Raw genomic sequence first — 22,056 nt, forward strand, 5'->3', positions numbered from 1 at the left:
ACAATCTGTCACTACGCTGGTTCTTTATTTAGAATTTAACTAAATAAGGCCTCCGGTATTGTCATAAAAATTAGTCACAATACAAACCACAGCTTGTTACTATATGGATTTTGATTATCTTCGTAATAAAAATATCCCCTTATACTATGGAATGTATTTCAGTCTTTGATATGCTTAAAATTGGCGTTGGACCATCGAGTTCTCATACCTTGGGTCCTTGGCGGGCGGCAGAATCCTTTTTAAAAGAACTGCACGATCAGCAGCTTTTTGCCCGGGTCGATCGCGTTCAAATTGACCTTTACGGCTCGCTATCACTCACTGGAATCGGTCATGCCACCGACCTCGCAGTCATGTTGGGACTTACGGGTGCCGATCCCGAAACCGTTCCCATTCACAGTCTGGACCCCACTATAGAAGGCATTAAAAAAAACAAGGTCTTGTTCTTGGACCAGCAGCGGGAAATTTCCTTTGACTGGATTAAGGACATCCTCTTCAACAAAGAATTTTTGCCCTTTCACGCCAACGGCATGTCGTTTACAGCCTTTTGTGGAAATCAATCCTATAAGGCGACCTACTATTCTATAGGAGGTGGATTTATCATTAAAGAAGAGCAGCAGGAAAACCCAGAAAAAGAAGCGGTAAAAGGAAGTTTCCCCTATCCGATTGATTTGGCAACAGAACTGTTGGCCTATTGTAAGGAACAGCAGATGAGCACTTCTGAAATCGTTTATGAGAATGAAAAATCCATGCGATCAGAAGAAGAAATCGACTACCAACTGCTGCGTATTTGGGATACGATGTTGGAGTGTATGTATATCGGTTGTCACAGCGAAGGCATTTTACCCGGCGGGTTGAATGTGCGCCGTCGCGCTTTTGACATGCATCACAAACTAATTGGCGACAGTGTGTACAACAGCCATCAGGAGTGGATTACTGCCATTCGAAAAACCAAGGTATACTTTAGAGAGATTTTAAAATGGGTCAGCTGTTTTGCCTTAGCGGTCAATGAAGTCAACGCCTCTTTGGGTCGGGTGGTTACAGCACCCACCAACGGGAGTGCTGGAGTAATCCCCGCGGTATTGATGTATTATTTAGTAATCGAAAACCACAAAGCCGGTCCAAAGGAAATCAAACAATTTTTGTTGGTAGCCGGAGAAATTGGCAGCATCTTTAAAAAAGGCGCGACGATTTCAGCAGCTATGGGCGGTTGTCAGGCCGAAATTGGCGTATCCTCAGCCATGGCTGCAGCTGCACTTTGCGAACTAATGGGCGGTTCCCCCGAACAGGTGCAAATCGCGGCAGAAATCGCGATGGAACACCATTTGGGGATGACCTGTGATCCCATAGGCGGCTTGGTACAGATACCGTGTATCGAACGCAATACCATGGGCGCCATCAAGGCGATTAACGCCGCCGAACTCGCCTTGGAAACCGATCCTTTAAACGTAAAGGTTCCCTTGGACAAAGTGGTAAAAACCATGTGGGAAACCGCTAAAGACATGAACAACAAATACAAGGAAACCTCCGAAGGGGGCTTGGCTGTAGCGGTTAACCTGGCGGACTGTTAATTGCAATAAAAGCTTTTTTTAAACATAAAAATAAGTACATTTACATTTCATTATAAAAGCAAAAACACTATGTCAGTTGCAAAAAAAGACTACAAAAGGGTGACCACCAAGTCACTGATAGACATGAAGGTGCATGGAGAAAAAATCTCAATGCTTACCTGTTATGACTATTCTATGGCTCGCGTTTTAGAAGCGGGAGGTGTGGATGTCATGTTGGTTGGAGATTCTGCAAGTAATGTAATGGCCGGGCACGAAACCACTTTGCCTATCACCTTAGACCAAATGATCTACCACGCTTCGTCTGTAGTACGCGGTGTAGAAAGAGCTTTGGTCATCGTTGATTTGCCCTTTGGTTCGTATCAGTCCGACCCCAAAGAAGCCCTGCGTTCTGCAATCCGAATCATGAAGGAAAGCGGTGCTCACGGCGTTAAGATGGAAGGCGGCCACGAAATCAAAGAAGGAATTAAACGCATTTTGGGTGCGGGAATTCCGGTTATGGGTCATTTGGGACTCACACCTCAATCGATTTATAAATTCGGAACCTATACCGTTCGCGCCAAAGGTGATGAAGAAGCAGAGCAACTGCTAGAAGATGCCAAAATGCTAGAAAAAATAGGCTGTTTTGCCTTGGTATTGGAAAAAATACCGGCTGATTTAGCCAAGAAAGTAGCCGAAAGCATCTCGATTCCCGTTATTGGAATCGGTGCCGGAAACGGAGTCGACGGACAAGTATTGGTTACCCACGATATGATTGGGCTTACCCATGAATTTAATCCGCGCTTCTTGAGAAGATACCTCAATATATACGACCAAATGAAAGAGGCGGTTCAACAATATGTAAGCGACGTTAAATCGGTTGATTTTCCAAATGAAAACGAACAGTATTAACCCCTACGCTTAACCCGATACCCATATCCTTAGTTCGCTAAGGATATTTTGGTTTAAACACTATATACATCGCGGTACCTCCGTTTCAAAGCAAACGGCTACCGCGTATATCCCTACGACGAGCTCATAAGTTCAAAAAAACAACTGCTATATGAAAATTGTTTCTACACCCGATAATTTACAAATTCTATTTGAAGACAACCACCTGATCGTCATCAATAAACGGGTTGGAGATATCTCTCAAGGCGACCAAACGGGCGATACTCCGCTGAGTGAAGTCGTTAAGTTGTACATCAAAAAAAAATACGACAAACCCGGAGCGGTTTTTTTAGGGGTGGTGCATCGCTTAGATCGCCCTACTTCCGGCATCATCGTATTTGCCAAAACCTCCAAAGCCCTGACTCGATTAAACGAGTCGTTTAAAAAGCGAGAAACCCAAAAAACGTATTGGGCCATCGTCAAAAACGTACCCGAAAAAAACAGCGCAACCCTAGAGCATTACCTGGTGCGCAATCCTAAAAACAACACTTCCAAGGCACATATCAAAGAGGTGCCCGACAGCAAAATGGCACGGCTGACCTATACGGTAATTCAAAAACTCGATCGCTATACCGTATTAGAAATCGATTTACACACGGGCAGACACCATCAAATTCGCGCCCAACTTTCCCTGATCGGTTGTTCGATTAAAGGCGATTTAAAATACGGCTTCGACCGCAGTAATCCCGATGGTGGAATTCACTTACACGCCAGAAAGCTGCTGTTTGAACATCCCGTTAGCAAGGAAATGATTCAAATCATCGCCCCACCGCCGAAAGAGGTGTTGTGGAATTTGGTCAAATAAATCCCTTTGTTTACCCCTTATCGACGCTATAAAGCCTTCGGCACTGACTTTTGATATAGAGGACAGTAGCCGATATACGGCGTTTTATCCGTTCAACAATTTAGCAGCATCCTTATTCAATAGCAATGTTTTTATAAAAAAACACCTAATAGAACGCAACTAATTCATTATTTGATTAAATTTATTAAAAAAATATCAGCTATGAAATGGAGAGGTTCAGAAGAGAGTAAAAATGTTACCGATAGACGCGGCATGTCTGGAGGAGGTAAGGCCGTGGTTGGAGGCGGTATCATCGGTATCGTTATTTTGTTGATCAACCTTTTCGGAGGTGAATCGGTGCAACAGCTCGCGCCTATTTTAGAGCAGTTCAACCAAAATGGCACCACCAATACCGAGGAAACCCGTACGCGTACCCTTACGGCAGAGGAAGTGGAAATGGGCCAGATGGTCAAAGTGATTTTTCGCTATACCGAGGAGACCTGGAGTGCTGTTTTTAAGGCGCACAATCAAACTTATCGCGAGCCGAAGATGGAATTGTTTGAAAACAACATCAATACCAAATGCGGCGCGGCAACGGCCGATGTAGGACCTTTCTACTGCCCTGCCGACGAAACCGTTTATATGGATCTCAACTTCTTTAAAGAGCTGCACAGCCGCTTTGGTGCCCAAGAGGGCGATTTTGCCATTGCCTATGTCATTGCACACGAAGTGGGTCACCACGTGCAAACCCTGTTGGGCACTTCCAATGAGGTTCGAAAAATGCAAAGTCAAACCGATGCCAAAGGCGCCAATAAACTGTCGGTTGCCCTAGAGTTGCAAGCCGATTTTTATGCGGGCGTCTGGGCCAAGCACAATCAAAAATACTTGGATGCCGGCGATATTGAAATCGCTCTCAGCGCTGCACAAGCCGTGGGTGACGACGCGATTCAAAAGCGCACCCAAGGGCAGGTTACCCCCGATTCCTTTACGCACGGCACCTCGGCCCAGCGCAAAGAGTGGTTTATGAAGGGCTACCAAACCGGCGATATCACTCAGGGCGATACCTTTAAGGCCCTGCGTTAACACCGCATAAGACCCGGGCAAACCGCGGGAGCAAATCCGTTTGTTTCCGCCGATTTTATGCTTTTAAATTAGTATTTTTGTCGCTTGATTTTAACCAAGCCCAAAAACACGCGTTTATGAAAGACATTCAAAACAGATTAAAAGCAATTGAAACGGACGGAATTAACATTTCGGTTTTTAACCTATTGAATGAGGCGAGTAAGCTCTTTTCAAAAATTGCGCTTATGGCCGCACTGGCGACGGTTTTATTGGCCGTTGTCTTTTCTATAATCGCGAGCATTGGATTGTTGATGTACAGTCAAGACCCAGAGGTTTTAGTGGTGTTAACGACGAAATTTGACCCGCTTTTCCTGGAAATCGACGGCCTGATTGCCTATACCCTAGCCATGAGCGTAGGAACGGGCATAGCCGTAATCTTCAGTGCGGGCTTTGTAAAGATGGCCGCAGATGCTTATCTGGGCAAGCTCGTGCTTTTAAGCACGGCTTTTACCTATTTAAAAAGCAAGGCGAGTTTGCAATTATTCGCCGCGCACTTTTGCATTACCCTATTGTTTACGTCGGTATCCCTCTATCTACAAATGGAGCACTTGCAGTATGTAGCCCTGGGCGTTAACTGGCTGATCAATGCGCTTACGGTATTGGTTACCCCTTTAATTATATTTGGTAAGCTCTCCGCCTTTTCCGCAATTAAACACAGCATCAATATCGTCAACAAACAACCCTTGCAAATTATTGCGCTCTTGCTTTTCGGCAGTCTTTTATCGGCTGCAGGCTTGTTGTTCTTTATCGTGGGTATCTTTTTTACGTTGCCCTTTATTTACTGCGTGTACTTTATACTCTACCACAACACCGTCGGCTACGTCGAAGAGGAGTAAAAACTACATCCAGCCTTCGCGATCCAAACTGCGGTACTGTATCGCTTCGGCTATGTGGTGCGAGTCCACTTCAAGTGTGCCTTCCAAATCGGCTATGGTTCGGGCCACCTTGAGGATGCGATCATAGGCTCTGGCCGATAAATTCAACCGAGTCATCGCTTCTTTTAAAAGGTTCAGCGAATTTTCGTTCAAGGCACAAAAGTCGCGAATCAAGGGCGTGGTCATTTGGGCATTGTAGTGAATGCCCGACATCTCCGCATACCGACTCGACTGAATGGCACGGGCAGCTATCACCCGCTTGCGAATGGCATCGCTAGACTCCGACAGGCTGGTCTCGGACAATTTTTCAAAGGGCACGGGATTGACTTCAATGTGAATATCGATGCGATCCAACAACGGCCCCGATATCTTACTCATATACCGCTGTATTTCCAAAGGGGTGGATTGTATGGCTGCATCGGAATCTTTAAAATAACCGCTTGGACTGGGATTCATACTGGCTACCAACATAAACGAAGACGGATAGGTAATGGTAAATTTGGCCCGTGCTATGGTGACCTCGCGGTCTTCTAAGGGCTGCCTCATCACCTCCAAGACTTCGCGCTTAAATTCGGGCAATTCATCCAAAAACAACACGCCGTTATGCGCAAGGGAAATCTCTCCGGGCTGCGGATAACTCCCTCCTCCGACCAGGGAAACCGACGATGCGGTATGATGCGGGTTGCGAAAGGGTCGATGGCGCATCAAGCCCAAATCCTTAACCTTGCCCACCACACTGTGAATCTTGGTGGTTTCCAAGGCCTCATCGAGCGTCATGGGCGGCAGTATACTCGGCAAGCGCTTGGCCAACATGGTCTTCCCGGATCCCGGCGGACCGATCAGTATGATATTATGTCCTCCCGCCGCGGCAATTTCCATACAGCGCTTGATGCTCTCCTGTCCTTTGACCTCTTTAAAATCCATGCCTTCGTAGTGGTTTTGCACCTGTTCAAAGGTTGCCTTTAAATCGACTTTAGTCGGATTTAAAGACGCTTTCCCCTCAAAAAAGTCAATGACCTGCTGTATGTTTTCCACGCCGTAAACATCAAGTCCTTCGACTATTGCGGCTTCCAAGGCATTTTCCTTGGGCAGCAACAAACCGACAAAACCCTCAGCTTTGGCCTGAATCGCAATGGGCAAGGCGCCGCGTATCGGTTGCAAACCCCCATCGAGCGACAACTCACCCATGATGACATAGTCCTTTTGAACGCCCGACTTGATTTGATTGGAATCCATCAATATACCGATGGCCAAGGTCAAATCATACGCCGACCCCTCCTTTCGAAGGTCGGCAGGAGCCATATTGACAATGATCTTTTTTCCCGGCCACCGATAACCGTTGTTCTTTAAGGCTGCCGCAATTCTAAAACTGCTCTCCTTAACGGCATTGTCGGGTAAACCCACCAAGTAATACCCTACTCCTTGGTCCATACTCACCTCGATCGTGATCGTCGAGGCTTCGATGCCAAACACCGCACTTCCAAATACTTTTGTAATCATAATTTCGTCTTTTTTAGTAACCAAAAACCACTAAGGTTTTGTTGAAAAGCCCGCTATTTATTGCATTTAGTATAGAAAGTACAAGGTTTCTTGTAGAACACCTCCACGAATCGAGAACAATATTCTCAAAAACAACAGCCCTAGAAAATACTGTATACACGGCTTTACCTATTGTCAAAAATAAATATAAAAAGCTACCATACAAATACTTAAGCGCTAAATTTTCTAGTAAAACGCTACAAATCCAACCCGTTTTAAAGCAAAAATCAGGACTGGCACTGTGCTTGAATACAGTTGAAGGGGAGGAATACCGCTTTCTTTCCCCTATTTAACCGAGTTAATACCTTGAAAAAATGATTACAAAAAACAAGAATATCATTGTTGGCTTATCGGCACTGTTGATGATCGGCACCCTAGTTACTTTGAGCAGATGCAATATGATTTCCCAAAAACCAATCGACCCCAAAGAAAACGCACTAACCCTACCCGTAATAAAAATAGATACCACCACGGCCATCACGGTCAAGAACTACATCGGCAATATCGAGGGAAAAATCAATGTGGAAATTCGCCCGCAAGTAGAGGGTTCCCTAGATAAAATATTTGTCGACGAAGGGGCATTTGTACAGGAAGGTCAGGCTTTATTTCAGATCAATCCCATGCCGTATCAAGAGATTTTAAACAATGCTATCGCCAATGAAAACGTGGAAAAAGCCAAGTTGAAAAACGCCAAATTGGAAATAGACCGCTTAAAACCGCTGATAGACAATGAGGTCATCGCCGAAGTCCAATTGGAAACGGCCAAGTCCAATTACGAAATAGCCAAAGCCTCATTAGCCAAGGCGACGGCGGCTGTGGGTAGTGCGAAAATCAACCTCGAGTACACCCTGATCAAAGCAACGGTAAGCGGCTATATCGGAAGAATTCCCAAACGCATCGGAAATCTGGTTGCCAAAAATGACAGCCAACCGCTAACGGTGCTCTCGGATGTGAGCGATGTATACGTATACTTCGGCATGAGTGAGTCCGATTTTTTATACTTTACAAAAAACGCACAAAAAGCCGATACGGCGCGAATTACCTCGTCGGGACAAATTCTACCCGAGGTGTCGTTAATACTGGCTGACGGTCATGAATACGGTGAAAAAGGGGTGGTCGACGCCATAGACGGCCAAGTAAACAGAAGCACCGGAGCCATTTCGCTGCGCGCCACCTTTCCCAATTCCAAAGACGTGATGCGTTCGGGAAATACGGGTACGGTAAAACTTCAGGAATCTAAAAACCACGTGATACTCGTACCACAAGTAGCCACCACAGCCATTCAAGACAAAACTTTTGTATACCTCTTGGATGCGGAGAGCAAAGTAAAACTACAGGCGATCACCATATCGGGTACCTCCGGCAATCAATATATCGTAGACAGCGGACTCGAGCGCGGAGACATCGTTATTCAAACGGGATTTGACAAACTGACGGAGGGTATGTATATCAAACCTCAGCTGTAACCCCTATAATCAAAAAAAATCACTTACTAACCTAACGAAAAACTATGCTAAAAGCCATTATAGATCGCCCCATACTAGCAACGGTCATTTCGATGATGTTTATCTTATTAGGACTCGTTGGCCTTAAAATGTTGCCCATTACCCGATTCCCCGAAATAGCCCCACCGAGTGTTACCGTATCCATGTCCTATCCCGGTGCCAATGCGGAAACCATGGCACAAAGTGTTTTACTGCCTATAGAAGAGGCGATAAACGGGGTGGACAACATGACGTATATCACCTCTAAGGCCAGTAACAGCGGTTCGGGCTCGGTGAATATTTACTTTGAGGCCGGCACCGATCCAGATCAGGCAGCGGTCAACGTGCAAAACCGCGTTTCCAAAGCTTCTAGTCAGGTTCCGGCAGAGGTCAATGAAGCGGGAATTTCGGTAACCCCGCGCCAGAATGGCAACATCATGACCATCAATTTTTTTAGTGACCACCCTCAGGGAATCTACGACGAAACCTTTTTACAGGCCTATTCGCAAATCAACCTCAACAGAGAGCTCTTGCGCGTTCCTGGGGTGGCTTCCGTCGGTCGAATTGGCTCGCGAGACTATTCGATGCGCACCTGGCTCAATCCCGATAAATTAGCGGCCTACAACTTGGTTCCCCAAGATGTAATCAGCGCGATAAAAGATCAGAACTTCGAAATTGCCCCGGGTAAATTCGGTGAAACCTCAGACGAGGTATTCGAAACGGCACTCAAGCACAAAGGCCGCTTTAGCCTGCCCGAAGAGTTTGAGAATTTGGTGATCAAAACCAATGAAGACGGCTCCATCTTGTTTTTAAAAGACATTGCGAGGGTCGAATTTGGCGCCTCCAACGCCGGAAGTGACAACCGTGTAAACGGATTTCCCGGACTAACCATGAACATCACCCAAACCAGCGGTTCCAACGCCAGAGATATCGACATCGGAGTCAGAAAAGTACTGGAAAAAGTATCCAAAACCTTTCCGAAAGGCATTAAATACGAAATCAGTTACTCCGTAAAAGACCAAATAGACGAATCGATCAGTCAGGTGAGAAGCACGCTTTTTGAAGCCTTTTTCTTGGTTTTCCTCATTGTCTTTTTGTTTTTACAGGATATGCGCTCCACGATAATTCCCGTAATCTCCATTCCCGTGTCTTTGTTGGGAACCTTGTTTTTCATCTATCTACTGGGTTTTTCCATCAATGTATTGACGATGTTTGCCCTGGTGCTCGCCATAGGTATCGTCGTAGACGATGCCATAGTTGTCGTGGAGGCCATCCATGAAAAAATGCATCAAACCGGTATGAAGGCCAAAGCGGCTACCGTATCGACCATGAGCGAAATAACCCGTGCCATACTGTCTATTACCATGGTCATGGCTGCGGTTTTCTTGCCAGTAGGTTTTATGGAAGGACCGTCGGGCTTGTTTTACAAGCAATTTGCCTATACCTTGGCCATCGCCATTTTGATTTCTGCGGTCAATGCACTTACGTTGAGTCCGGCTTTATGCGCGTTGTTTTTAAAACCACCCCAAGCTGCGGAAAACGAGGCAATTATAGACAATCGCAACAAGTTCGAACGCGTAAAAGGGCGGTTTTTCTTTGCCTTTAACGTCGCCTTTGATCAGTTTACCAACAAATACGTCGAATCGATTAAAAAGATCATTGCCCACAAGCGCATTTCCCTGGTGGTCTTAGCCCTGGTTATCGGTGTGGGTGCGTTTATCATGATGAAAACGCCCGCTGCTTTTATACCGACAGAAGACGATAGCTTTATCACTTATTCCCTGGCCCTACCGCCTGGGGCTTCTTTGGCGCGAACCAAATTGGTTTTGGCCAAGGCAGACAGCATACTTCAAAAGAGACCCGAAATCAAAGGCATGACCAATATTTCGGGCTACAACACCATCGACGGCAGCAGCAGTCCGTCTTTTGCCGTAGGTTACATCAACCTAAAACCGCATAAGGATCGAGGCGATATCAAGGATATCAATGAAATTATCCAAAGTATACACGCCGATTTATCCGTGCTAAACGAAGCGACTTTTAACGTCTTTCCCCGACCGACCATGCAGGGATTTGGTGACTTTAGCGGTGTGGAATTTGTGTTGCAAGACCGATTGGGCGGTGGCTTTGACAAGTTTAGCAGCAGTGCTGATGACTTGATTAAACAAATCAATGAACGCCCGGAAATAGCCAACTCCTTTACCTCATTCAAGGCGAATTTCCCGCAATATGTCTTGGATATAGACAATATCAAAGCCAAGTCTATGGGCGTAAGCGTAAAGGAATTGATGAATACGATCCGCTCGTATTACGGTCGGGTTCAGGCCGGAGATTTTAGTCGATTTGGCAGACAGTATCGCGTGTATATGCAGGCCGATGTCGATTATCGAAACGATCCCGAGTCGTTTAAATCCATATATGTTAAGAACAACAAGGGCGAAATGCTGCCGGTCAATACCTTGGTAAAGCTGCGCAAGGTATTGGGTCCGGAAACCGTGAGTAGATACAATTTGTACAATGCGATTTCCATCAATGCCAATCCCGCTGCGGGCTACAGCACCGGCGATGCGATTAAGGCTATAGAAGAGGTAGCGGCCAATTTGCCGGGAAACTATTCGTATGAATTTACGGGTATGAGTTTGGAAGAGAAATCCTCGGGCTATCAGGCCATACTCATCTTTGCTTTGAGCCTGTTGTTTATTTACTTTTTGTTGGCGGCACAGTACGAGAGTTACTTGTTGCCATTGGCCATACTCCTATCGGTACCCACGGGCTTACTCGGCGTTTTTGTACTGATTAACCTGGTGGGACTGCAAAACAATATTTACGTGCAGGTCGGCCTGATTATGCTGATTGGGCTCTTGGCTAAAAACGCCATACTCATAGTGGAATTTGCCCTACAACAACGAAAACAAGGGGCGACGATCTTGGAAGCAGCCATACAAGGTGCCAAGATGCGACTGCGTCCGATACTAATGACCTCTTTGGCCTTTGTCGCTGGTTTAATACCGTTAATGTGGACTGTAGGGCCGTCGGCACAAGGCAATCACTCCATCAGTTTTAGTGCGGCTGGAGGGATGCTGTTCGGGGTCGGATTAGGAATCTTTTTTATCCCCTTGCTGTTTTTCGTTTTCCAAACTTGGGACGAAAAGCTCAAAGCGCGATTTATCAACGAATAAAGGCCGGCTCCAAAGTTGCCGAAATAGTTGGAGCGCGCAAAAACAACAGCGCTCCCTTGCCTTTAACACCAAATACGAATGCTATGAAAAACGAAAATTCTCCCTTTTGGATATATACGAGTCTGGCAGCAATGCTGCTGTTGGGCAGTGCGTGTGCCCCCCAATCGGACTATAGTCCACCCAAGTTCGACCTACCGTCGACCTACCGATTTCAGGACACTTTAGGCCATACCCCCGATTCTGTGGGCATAGCGGATATCGATTGGAAATCCTTTTACCAAGACGAGCAATTGGTCGCTTGGATCGATCAGGGATTAAAAAACAATTTTGATATACAGAAAGCACTAAAAAACATTGAAATAGCCGACCAAAAAGTACGGCAGGCCAAAATGGGTTGGCTCCCTTCGGTGTCTTTAGACGCCGGTAATGCCGCTTATCAATACCGTTCGGAAAACTACTACGGCTCTGCGGCTTCCAAGTGGTATACCGATCGCGGTGAAACGGCTCCGACCAATATGTACGTCAATTCGGCCCAGTATATCTCGGCCTTACAAGTAAGTTGGGAAATCGACATTTGGGGAAAGATCAAAAATCAAAAGGCGGAAGCACTGGCGCGCTACCTTCAAACGTATGAAGCGCAAAAAGCCATACAGACAGAATTAATTTCACAAATTGCCGAAGGTTATTACAACCTGCTCTTACTAGACGCTCAATTAGAGGTGGCTCAGGCGAATTTCGAACTGAGCAACAACACCCTAAAAATCGTACAACTGCAGCGCGATGCCGGTCAGATCACCTCTTTGGCCATCCAGCAAACCCGTTCGCAGATGTTGGTTGCCAAGGCGTTGATTCCCTCGCTCAATCAACAAATTGCCCTACAGGAAAACGCCTTGATGTTGTTGATGGGACAATTGCCACAAGGGGTGACACGCCATACCAAACTAAGCGACCTCGCCTATGAAGAAACCCTAACTTCGGGCGTACCCTTATACCTGGTGGGCAGAAGACCCGATGTGCGCGCTGCCGAACTGGAATTAAAAGCCAAAAATGCCGTGGTAGGCGTAAGCCAGGCCAACCGATATCCCTCGTTAAAGATCGATGTCAGCGGCGGACTCAACAGCATGCTAGCCGAAAATTGGTTTAATATACCCGGTTCCCTATTTGGCAGTTTGATCGGTACTTTAACCCAACCGGTGTTTCAGAAGCGCCGGCTAAAAACCGATTTTGAAGTGGCTAAACTCGAACGAAACAAATCGGAAATCGATTTTCAATATGCGGTGTATACCGCAATCAACGAGGTGACCGATGCTTTAATCACCTTGGATTTGCTAGATAAGCAACTCGAAATCGCCGAAGAACAAGTGAGCACTGCCAAACTGGGTATTAAGCAATCCAATCTTTTGTTTAACAGCGGCTTTGCCACCTATTTGGAGATTATCAATGCACAGCGCGTAGCCTTGGACAGCGAGCTGAATTTGAACAAACTCAAACAGCATAAATTATTGGCGCGGGTTAAACTCTACAAATCGCTGGGAGGCGGTTGGAAATAAGCTTTTAGACGACTCTTGTCCTTTGGCATGGCTCGTTTAAACCGCGTGCGTCTCTAACTAAAAGATACAAAAAAATCCGCAAAACAACCTCAGGCTGTATTGCGGATTTTAAATTTATTTTTATAGCTGTTCGGCCGGTTTATTCATTTTTGGCAGAAAGTTCAAACCAACGTTCTTCTTTGGTTTCCATCTTCTTTAAAATGCTTTTTAACTCGCTGGCTTTCTTTTGAATCGATGCCTCATCGGTTACTTTTCCCTCGGCAAAAAGGGTTTCTATCTCGATTTTCTTTTGCTCCAATTCCTTGATTTCACGCTCGATTTTCTGGAATTCCTTTTGCTCTTGAAAAGTGAGTCCCACCTTTTTCTGGGCTTCTTTCCAATTTACTTTTTCCTTGGGTTCTTCCTTGGTCGGTTCGGCACTGTCTTCATAACTTCTAAAGTCGGAATAGTTACCTGGGAAATCTTCCACTTGACCTTCTCCTCTAAAGACAAACAAGTGATCGACGATTTTATCCATAAAATAACGGTCGTGGGAAACCACTAACAAACAACCGGGATAATCCAACAGGAAACTCTCCAAGACGTTTAGCGTTACGATGTCCAAATCGTTGGTCGGCTCATCGAGAATTAAGAAGTTCGGGTTTTGAATCAAAACGGTACACAGGTACAAACGCTTTAACTCTCCCCCACTCAATTTTTCTACGAAGTCGTATTGTCTCTTTCTGTCGAATAAAAAGCGTTCCAACAGCTGAGCTGCAGAAATCATACGCCCTTTAGAAAGCGGAATGTATTCGCCAAATTCCTTGATGATTTCAATCACCTTTTGTCCGGGTTTGGGCTGAATACCACTTTGGGTGTAATACCCTATTTTGATTGTTTCTCCAACGGTAATCTTACCTTTATCCGGTAAAATAGTTTGGGTAATCATATTTAAAAACGTCGATTTTCCCGTACCGTTTTTTCCGATAATTCCTATGCGCTCTCCTTTGTTGAAATTGTAAGAGAAATTATCGAGTACTTTTTTATCGCCAAAGCTCTTGGAAACCTTGATCAGTTCGATGACATTGCTGCCGATGCGCTCCATGTTGATCTCCAATTCCACCTTGTGTTCTTTTCTTCTGCTGCTGGCCTTTTCCTTGATCACGTAAAAATCGTCTTGACGTGATTTGGATTTGGTCGTTCTGGCTTTGGGCTGTCTACGCATCCAATCCAGTTCTTTTACAAATAGGTTTTGCGCCTTGTCGATACTGGCGTTTTCCGCAGCTATGCGCTCTTCCTTTTTCTCTAAGTAGTACGAGTAGTTTCCTTTGTATTGGTATAATTTACCGTTTTCCAATTCGATGATTTCGTTGCACACACGCTCTAAAAAGAAGCGGTCGTGCGTTACCATAAACAGGGTGATGTTTTCCTTGGCGAAATAATTCTCCAACCATTCGATCATTTCCAGATCCAAGTGGTTGGTCGGCTCATCCAAAATCAGCAAATCCGGTCTGTTAATCAATATAATAGCCAAGGCCAAACGCTTTTTCTGACCACCAGAGAGGTTTTTCACCTTTAACTTGAGGTCTTCCAACTTCAGTTTAAACAAAATTTGCTTGTACTGGGTTTCGAAATCCCAGGCATTGTGCATATCCATCTGTTCGAAGGCCTTTTGATAGGCAACTTCGTCTTCAGGATTTTCCAAGGCTTTTTCGTAGGCCGATATTACCGTTAAAATTTCATTGTCCGATGCGAAAATACTCTCTTCTATCGATAATTCATCTTGTAGGCTGGGCTCCTGAGACAGGAAGGCCATTCGGATTCCCTTTCTAATCACTACTTGACCGGTGTCTGGGGTATCTTCGCCGGTAATGATTTTTAAGATGGAGGTTTTCCCAGAACCGTTTTTGGCTACAAAAGCAATTTTTTGATCTTTGTTAATTCCAAAGGACAAATCTTCGAACAAGGTCCTTGCTCCGTAAGATTTAGATAAGTTTTCTACTGATAAATAATTCACAGGTAATTTCTTTTTTACAAAAATAGGCTTTTATTTCTCATAAAGAGAATCGCAGCTTCTATTTGGGTGTTTGAGCCTGTTTTTCGCCCAAAAGCGGTCGTTTATCGGCTCAGTCGTGCACGGTTTTGTGCTTACTGCGGGCTTACTAATCCTTTTTAACCCGTTTGAGCTGTAGGGCGTTCATCGGATTGATTCCCAGTCCGGAGACGTTTTTTTGAGAAAAACGCGCTACGCGATCGTAAAACAACACGATAACCGGCACGTCGCGGTAAAGGAATTCATCCATTTGTCCGTATAAGAGGGCGCGTTTTTCGGGCTTGGTCTCGGAAAAAGAGGCGCGGTAAGCCCGGTCAAAATCCGGATTGTCGTAGCGGGTGTAATTGGGTCCGTTGGGCGCTTTGTTGTGGGAGTAAAACAGGGATAAATAGTTTTCGGCATCGGGATAATCCGCGATCCAGCTCCCCCTAAAGAAAGCTACTTTTCCCGTGGCAATTCCCTGTCGTAAGGTGGCAGGAGGCGAAACGTCTACCCGCACTTCGACACCGATTTTTTGCCATTCGCGTTGCAGGTACTCTGCGATATCGATATAGGAGGCATTGGTCGACAAGGTCAATACCGGTTTCACGCCGGTTTCGCGGACAAAATCGCGCACCAATGCCTTGGCTTCAATCGGATTATAAACAACGCCGTTATCGGCCTTGTAACCCGCTAATCCCTCGGGTATAATGCCCTTAACACGAGCCGAGCCCATGCCGTTGCGCAAATACAACAACATCTTATGTCGATCAAAGCCCAGGTTTAAAGCCATTCGGATGCGCTTATCGCCAATAGCCGCGTCGGGAGTTTCTAAGTTAAAGCCCAGGTATTCCGTATTGAGGTAGGGTCCTGTGACCAATTGAATTCGGTCTTGATATTTTTCTTGCAATTGTCCCTCGTCGGTAAGGATCTCATCGGTATACGAGGGATCTAGTCCGGAGATAAAGTCGAGTTTGCCCTGTATAAATTGCAAAAAGGCGCTCTGTTTATCGGGTAAAAAAGTAATGGCTACCGATTCCAGATACGGCAGGGCGTTACCCTGCTGATCTCTTTCGAAATAGCGCTTGTTTTTTCGCAATACCAATTTGATGTTCTCCTCCCAAAACTTGAAGTAAAACGGGCCGGTTCCTATGGGATGCGACCGAAAGTCGTGCTGGTTGTCTTCGAGGATTTCGCGCGGCACCACCGAAGCGTATTTCATGGAGAGCAAGCCCAAAAAAGCGGGAAAGGGTTCTTTGAGTTCCACTTGAAAAACGCTGTCATTCACCGCGGTATATCGGGCTACTTTTTGCAAGATCCAGGCGCCGGGTGAAGCGGTTTTGGCCGCGAGTAAGCGGTCAAAGCTGTAGGTGAAATCACTGGCAACTACGGCACGGGTACTGTCTTTGCCAAAATTGATATGGGCGTGAAAATACACGTCGTTGCGCAATATAAAGCGGTAGGTTTTGCCCGTGGAATCCAAGGACCACGACTTGGCGATATCCGGTTGGATGGCCAGGGAATCATCGAGCTGTACTAGACCATTAAAAAGTTGATTACACGGCCATAAAATGGCTTGATTACGAGAAAACGCCGGGTCTAAAGTCTGGATATTAGCGCTTTCATTATAGCGAAAAACCAAATGATCGGAATTTGAATTGGCGTTTTTCCGACAGGATTGCAGCGCCAAAAGTATACAAATTATTGATATATAAAGCGTTAATGATTTCATCAAATGGATTTTTGTATGTAAATTTGCAGACCTTTTTATTTTTAAAAAGTAAATATAATTCAAAGTTACCATTTAACGAGTAGCTTACAACTATGGAAAACAGAAAAAAAGTAGCTTTTTATACTTTGGGTTGCAAACTCAACTTCTCCGAAACCTCAACCATTGCTCGAAACTTTACTACAGAGGGTTTTGATCGGGTCGATTTCGAAGAAGCCGCCGATATCTATGTCATCAATACCTGTTCGGTCACGGAAAACGCCGACAAACAGTTTAAACAAATTGTCAAAAAGGCCTTAAAGAAGAACGACAAAGCCTTTATTGCTGCCGTGGGTTGTTATGCGCAATTGAAACCCGAAGAACTCGCCGCTGTAGACGGGGTGGATTTGGTCTTGGGCGCTACCGAAAAATTTAAGATTACCGATTACCTGCATGATTTGACCAAAAATGATTTGGGCGAGGTACACTCGTGTGAAATCGAAGAGGCCGATTTTTATGTGGGCAGCTACTCCATTGGAGATCGTACCCGTGCCTTTTTAAAAGTACAGGACGGTTGCGATTACAAATGCACCTATTGCACCATTCCATTGGCGCGCGGAATTTCCAGAAGCGACACCATGGAAAGCGTTTTGAAAAACGCCAAGGAGATCTCGGAGCAGAACATCAAGGAAATCGTATTGACCGGTGTTAATATAGGCGATTACGGCAAGGGCGAATTTGGCAATAAAAAACACGAGCACACTTTTCTAGATTTGGTACAGGCTCTGGACCAAGTGGAAGGGATTGAGCGACTGCGCATTTCTTCGATTGAGCCGAATTTGCTCAAAAATGAAACGATCGACTTTGTGTCGAAAAGCCGCACTTTCGTGCCGCATTTTCACATTCCCTTGCAATCGGGAAGCAATGAGATACTCAAAAAGATGAAACGCCGCTATATGAGTGAACTCTATACGGAACGCGTCGATAAAATTCGGGAAGTCATGCCCAACGCCTGTATAGGTGTGGATGTTATCGTCGGTTTTCCCGGCGAAACGGAAGAGCTGTTTTTGGAGACTTTTAATTTTTTAAACCAATTAGACATCTCCTACCTGCACGTATTTACCTATTCAGAGCGCGACAATACGGAAGCGGTTTTAATGGAACATCCCGTTGCGATGAATGTACGCCACAAAAGAAGTAAAATGCTGCGCGGTTTATCGGTTAAAAAGCGCCGTGCTTTTTACGAAAGTCAATTGGGACAAACCAAAACCGTGCTGTTCGAAAGCGAAAACAGAGAGGGCTATATCCAAGGTTTTACCGAGAACTACGTCAAGGTCAAAACCCCGTGGAATCCGGAATTGGTCAATACGCTTCATCAAGTAAGCCTGACGAAAATCGACGAGGACGGTATCGTGCGCATGGCGTTTATCGAACAACCGGCTTACCTCTAGTTAAGTTTTGACTGAACAGTCTAAAAACGCTCCCTGCAACGGCGTAAAACAGGTCAGCATATATAAAACAAAAAACGGATTTTGTCTAGGCAAAATCCGTTTTTTCTAAAGTTATTGTTGTGTGTTACATAAAATTTAAATCCTGATTCCCGGAGGTAATAATTCTTTATAAGAGGGATTACTTCTAAAAAAGGATACAATTTTTGGGTGTGTAGGAACTACACGCCACTTGTTTTTTTCCGCAAGCGACAAGACACCTTTAATCAAAACGGTGCTTTGTTCTTGTACATCATTTTCCCAGCCTTTGAGTTTGGTCAGAAAAATCTTTCTTTCCTGAAGGGAATACTCTACGCTAAGCATACCGTTTTCAGTTTGCAGCTCAAATTGGCGTAAGAGCTCATTGTTTTTAATTTCCATTATAATTGTTTTTTGTGTGTTTTGTAACCGGAGTAGACGCTCCATATCGATGCCATTAAAAGATTGGATATTGCCCGAGGCAATCCTTAATGTAATCCTAACAAAACCGCCGATATTTAAGAAAGATTTAATCTTTCCCTTGCGTAAATAGCGCCTACAATAGCTTATATTTAGAACAAATTTCGTAATTTTATTTGACAATCCCCTCCTTTTAAAAGTTAATTTATTTATAATGAACAAAATACCCGTTTATTTTATGCCGGGAATGGCTGCTAGTTCCAAAATTTTCGAGAAGATTCACTTGCCCGAGGAGCGCTTTGAAATTTTTTACCTGGAATGGTTAAGCCCGATAGACAAAGAAACTTTAACGGAGTATACCGCTCGAATTGCCGCATTAATTCACCATGAAAACCCGGTTTTAATCGGCGTGTCGTTTGGCGGTATAATCGTACAGGAACTCACCAAGGTCATGCCCACCCTAAAAACGATTATCATTTCCAGCGTGCGTTCCAACCGCGAATTTCCGTTGCGAATAAAGTTGGCAAAATCGACAAAAATTTATAAATTGTTTCCGACGAATTGGCTCAGTGAAATCGAGGGTACCCTGGCTAAATTCGGAAGCGCCAAACAGAAAAAAAAGCTCAACCTATACCAACAGTACCTATCGATTCGCGACCCGAAATACTTGGACTGGGCGTTTGAGAACGTCATCAAGTGGAACCGCAATCAGGCCGATGCCACGGTGATTCACATACACGGCGACCAAGACGAAGTATTCCCCGTTCAACACATACACCAAGCCATAGTGGTCAAGGGAGGTACACATGCAATGATTATCTATAAACACCAGTGGTTTAACAAACACTTAAGCCATATTATACTCAATGAGACCTATGAACAACTGGATTAAAAATTCTTTACTCGTCGGAGCTGTAGTAGTTCTCGGCAGCAGCTTTATCTACGGAACCGCTACGGGAACCAACAAAAACAGCGTCGATGTTAGAAATCACGTGTATTTGCCCAACAACATCAACTTTGCCGGTGAAAGAGCGCCTTTAAACATCGTCGATGTCAAAGAGCGCTTGGACCGAGAGCTGATTGTCAACATCAATCTGCACTCCTCTACTACCCTAGCGATCAAAAGGGCCAATCGATATTTTCCATTGATTGAACCCATTTTAAAGAAAAACGGCATTCCAGACGATTTCAAATACTTGGCCGTTATCGAAAGCGGCTTGGCCAATGTGGTCTCCTCTGCGGGAGCACGCGGATTTTGGCAATTTATGCCCGCTACGGCCAAGGAATTCAACATGGAGGTTACAGACTATGTAGACGAGCGCTACGACGTGGTGAAGGCCACAGAGGCGGCTTGTGAGTACTTTAAAAGAGCCAAGAGCCGATTTGGCACCTGGACCTTAGCCGCAGCTTCGTACAACCGCGGTATGGCCGGCGTGAGCAATCAACTCACCGCTCAGCAGGTATCCGACTATTACGACCTTTTGCTCACCGAGGAAACCTCGAGATACGTATTCCGTATCTTAGCCCTAAAGGAAATCATGCAAAATGCGGAAAAATACGGATATGCCCTCCCCGAGTCCACGCTGTACCAACCGATAAAAACCAAAAAAGTGACAGTCAATACCGATATTAACGACCTGGCGCTGTTTGCCAAAGAACAAGGCATTAACTACAAAATACTCAAACTGCACAACCCTTGGATGAGAGACACCAAATTGGTGGTGACTCCGCTCAAGGAATACACCGTAGAAATTCCGACCGAAGGTTATTAAAACCAAAAAAAGGCTGTCTCTTAACGCGAGACGGCCTTTTTTTGCTTATCCGTGGATTTGCGTATTCGCGTATTCGCCAGTTTATGTAAAGTATCCCAGTTTTCGAATTAAAAAAGTACTCATTTAAAATTCATCACAACCTCAAGCGAATCAGCCTTTTGTTGCGTATTCGCGGATTTGCCAGTTTACGTAAAGTATCGTAGTTTCCGAATTAAAAAAGTACTCATTTAGAATTCACCACAACCTCAAGCGAATCAGCTTTTTGTTGCGTATTCGCGGATTTGCCAGTTTACGTAAAGTATCGCAGTTTCCGAATTAAAAAAGTACTCATTTAGAATTAATCACAACCCCATGCGAATCAGCCTTTTGTTGCTTATTCGCGGATTTGCGTATTCGCGGATTTGCCAATTCGCGGATTTGCCAATTCGCATATTCGCCAGTTTACGTAAAGTATCGCAGTTTCCGAATTAAAAAAGTACTCATTTAAAATTCACCACAACCCCAAGCGAATCAGCTTTTTGTTGCGTATTCGCGGATTTGCCAGTTTACGTAAAGTATCGCAGTTTCCGAATTAAAAAAGTACTCATTTAGAATTCACCACAACCCCAAGCGAATCAGCCTTTTGTTGCTTATTCGCGGATTTGCTTATTCGCGTATTCGCCAGTTTATGCAAAGTATCATAGTTTTCGAATTAAAATAGTAGGCCTTTTCAAATTGTTGCTTTTTCGCGTATGAACCAGTTTATGTAAAGTATCACAGTTTCCGAATTAAAAAAGTACTCATCTGAAATTTACCACAACCCCAAGCGAATCAGCGCATCCGCGAATGGACGAATCTGCCTTTTGTTGCGTCTTCGCCAGTTTACGTAAAGTATCGTAGTTTCCGAATTAAAAAAGTAGGCATTTAAAATTCACCACAAAGCGAATCAGCGCATCCGCGCATCAACGAATCCGCTTATTTTCTTATAGAAAAGATCCTAAAATACAAAGAGGCTGTCCTTTTGAGACAGCCTCTTTGTATTTTTATAAAATCGCTTAGATCTTTTTCATCTGATCTTTCATCATCTTGATCTGATCTTTTAGCATGTTTTGCTTGTCTAATTTTTTAGCCTCGCCCAACAACTTCGTCGCCTCCACCTTTCTCCTTTTCGTCATGGCTATACCGGCCAATTGAAGCTTGGTCATCGCCTTGTCCTGATCCATGTTTAAACCCAACTCCAAAGCTCTTTTTAAGTACTTCTCCGCAGCGTTTAAATTGGTTTGAGAAACCATGATTCCCTGTAGGTAATTATAATATCCATTTTGCTTTCTAATCAAAGCGGTATCTGGGTTCTTGATATAACTCAACCATTTTTGAGCGCCTTCAAAATCTTGCTTTCTCAGCTTTACGAACGCCAAGAGTATAAACTCGTTCTTAAAGTACAGCAAGATAAAAATCAACGCGATAAAAATTAAGAAAATACCGTTTCCAATATTGCTCTCTGTAAATTGCCAAATAGCTACTGCAAAGATCAATCCCGCAATAATTAACTTGATATTTCTGTGAAACATAATAAAAAATTATTTTTAAGATTACAAAGGTAATAAAAATCTGCGGATGACGGAAGCACAAAGAAACAGAAAGCACTAATAATCCACCGCGGTCTACACAA

The 22,056-nt window shown here is 44.6% G+C and carries 16 protein-coding genes; 11 read left to right on the plus strand and 5 right to left on the minus strand.

From position 1 onward, the window contains the following. Positions 1-146 precede the first annotated feature (146 nt). From ACQZ43_RS15680 to ACQZ43_RS15700, 5 genes are all read left to right on the plus strand, one after another. Positions 147-1,568 (plus strand): L-serine ammonia-lyase, encoded by a 1,422-nt coding sequence (locus ACQZ43_RS15680; protein WP_430613631.1) that lies wholly within the window; start codon positions 147-149, stop codon positions 1,566-1,568. 69 nt (positions 1,569-1,637) lie between these two features. Next, complete coding sequence (panB, locus tag ACQZ43_RS15685; RefSeq protein ID WP_430613632.1) at positions 1,638-2,456, plus strand: 3-methyl-2-oxobutanoate hydroxymethyltransferase; 819 nt, start codon at positions 1,638-1,640, stop codon at positions 2,454-2,456. Positions 2,457-2,607: 151 nt separating this feature from the next. Further along, the gene (locus tag ACQZ43_RS15690; protein WP_430613633.1) at positions 2,608-3,300 is read left to right on the plus strand and encodes an RluA family pseudouridine synthase; all 693 of its coding nucleotides are present in this window, start codon (positions 2,608-2,610) and stop codon (positions 3,298-3,300) included. A 201-nt stretch (positions 3,301-3,501) separates the two neighbouring features. Beyond that, the gene (gene ypfJ, locus ACQZ43_RS15695; protein WP_430613634.1) at positions 3,502-4,362 is read left to right on the plus strand and encodes a KPN_02809 family neutral zinc metallopeptidase; all 861 of its coding nucleotides are present in this window, start codon (positions 3,502-3,504) and stop codon (positions 4,360-4,362) included. A gap of 116 nt (positions 4,363-4,478) precedes the next feature. Next, the gene (locus tag ACQZ43_RS15700) at positions 4,479-5,237 is read left to right on the plus strand and encodes a hypothetical protein (protein ID WP_430613635.1); all 759 of its coding nucleotides are present in this window, start codon (positions 4,479-4,481) and stop codon (positions 5,235-5,237) included. Between the two features lie 3 nt (positions 5,238-5,240). Here the strand turns inward: ACQZ43_RS15700 and ACQZ43_RS15705 are convergent, their stop codons facing one another. Then, complete coding sequence (locus ACQZ43_RS15705; protein ID WP_430613636.1) at positions 5,241-6,776, minus strand: YifB family Mg chelatase-like AAA ATPase; 1,536 nt, start codon at positions 6,774-6,776, stop codon at positions 5,241-5,243. Between the two features lie 353 nt (positions 6,777-7,129). On the opposite strand from ACQZ43_RS15705, the gene ACQZ43_RS15710 reads away from it, so the two are divergent. The 3 genes from ACQZ43_RS15710 (at position 7,130) to ACQZ43_RS15720 (ending at position 13,028) form a co-directional block, all read left to right on the plus strand. Further along, positions 7,130-8,281 carry an efflux RND transporter periplasmic adaptor subunit gene (locus ACQZ43_RS15710; RefSeq protein ID WP_430613637.1) on the plus strand — a complete coding sequence of 384 codons (1,152 nt, stop codon included), beginning with the start codon at positions 7,130-7,132 and terminating at the stop codon, positions 8,279-8,281. Positions 8,282-8,325: 44 nt separating this feature from the next. Then, a complete protein-coding gene (locus tag ACQZ43_RS15715) occupies positions 8,326-11,478 on the plus strand; it encodes an efflux RND transporter permease subunit (protein ID WP_430613639.1) in 3,153 nt (1,050 codons plus the stop codon). 83 nt (positions 11,479-11,561) lie between these two features. Next, positions 11,562-13,028, plus strand: a complete 1,467-nt coding sequence (locus ACQZ43_RS15720; RefSeq protein WP_430613641.1) for an efflux transporter outer membrane subunit — start codon at positions 11,562-11,564, stop codon at positions 13,026-13,028. A 139-nt stretch (positions 13,029-13,167) separates the two neighbouring features. On the opposite strand, the gene ACQZ43_RS15725 is transcribed toward ACQZ43_RS15720, so the two are convergent. Both ACQZ43_RS15725 and ACQZ43_RS15730 read right to left on the minus strand, forming a co-directional pair. Next, the gene (locus tag ACQZ43_RS15725; RefSeq protein ID WP_430613642.1) at positions 13,168-15,024 is read right to left on the minus strand and encodes an ABC-F family ATP-binding cassette domain-containing protein; all 1,857 of its coding nucleotides are present in this window, start codon (positions 15,022-15,024) and stop codon (positions 13,168-13,170) included. Between the two features lie 145 nt (positions 15,025-15,169). Then, on the minus strand, positions 15,170-16,771 hold the full coding sequence (locus ACQZ43_RS15730) for an ABC transporter substrate-binding protein (protein WP_430613643.1): 1,602 nt from the start codon (positions 16,769-16,771) through the stop codon (positions 15,170-15,172). 92 nt (positions 16,772-16,863) lie between these two features. Here ACQZ43_RS15730 and mtaB point away from each other — a divergent pair, with 92 nt between their 5' ends. After that, entirely contained in the window at positions 16,864-18,198 is a 1,335-nt protein-coding gene (gene mtaB / locus ACQZ43_RS15735) for a tRNA (N(6)-L-threonylcarbamoyladenosine(37)-C(2))-methylthiotransferase MtaB (RefSeq protein WP_430613644.1), read from the plus strand. Positions 18,199-18,333: 135 nt separating this feature from the next. On the opposite strand, the gene ACQZ43_RS15740 is transcribed toward mtaB, so the two are convergent. Continuing rightward, positions 18,334-18,615, minus strand: a complete 282-nt coding sequence (locus tag ACQZ43_RS15740; RefSeq protein ID WP_430613645.1) for a GNAT family N-acetyltransferase — start codon at positions 18,613-18,615, stop codon at positions 18,334-18,336. A gap of 232 nt (positions 18,616-18,847) precedes the next feature. Here ACQZ43_RS15740 and ACQZ43_RS15745 point away from each other — a divergent pair, with 232 nt between their 5' ends. Further along, positions 18,848-19,525, plus strand: coding sequence for an alpha/beta fold hydrolase (locus ACQZ43_RS15745; protein ID WP_430613647.1), 678 nt, complete (start codon positions 18,848-18,850; stop codon positions 19,523-19,525). Beyond that, entirely contained in the window at positions 19,509-20,405 is an 897-nt protein-coding gene (locus ACQZ43_RS15750) for a lytic transglycosylase domain-containing protein (RefSeq protein WP_430613648.1), read from the plus strand. Before ACQZ43_RS15745 ends, ACQZ43_RS15750 begins: the two co-directional genes overlap by 17 nt. Positions 20,406-21,439: 1,034 nt before the next feature. Here the strand turns inward: ACQZ43_RS15750 and ACQZ43_RS15755 are convergent. Then, positions 21,440-21,955, minus strand: a complete 516-nt coding sequence (locus tag ACQZ43_RS15755; protein ID WP_430613650.1) for a DUF2892 domain-containing protein — start codon at positions 21,953-21,955, stop codon at positions 21,440-21,442. Between the last annotated feature and the right edge of the window lie 101 nt (positions 21,956-22,056).

The sequence above is a fragment of the Flavobacterium sp. JP2137 genome, from assembly GCF_050562195.1.
Taxonomy (GTDB): domain Bacteria; phylum Bacteroidota; class Bacteroidia; order Flavobacteriales; family Flavobacteriaceae; genus Flavobacterium.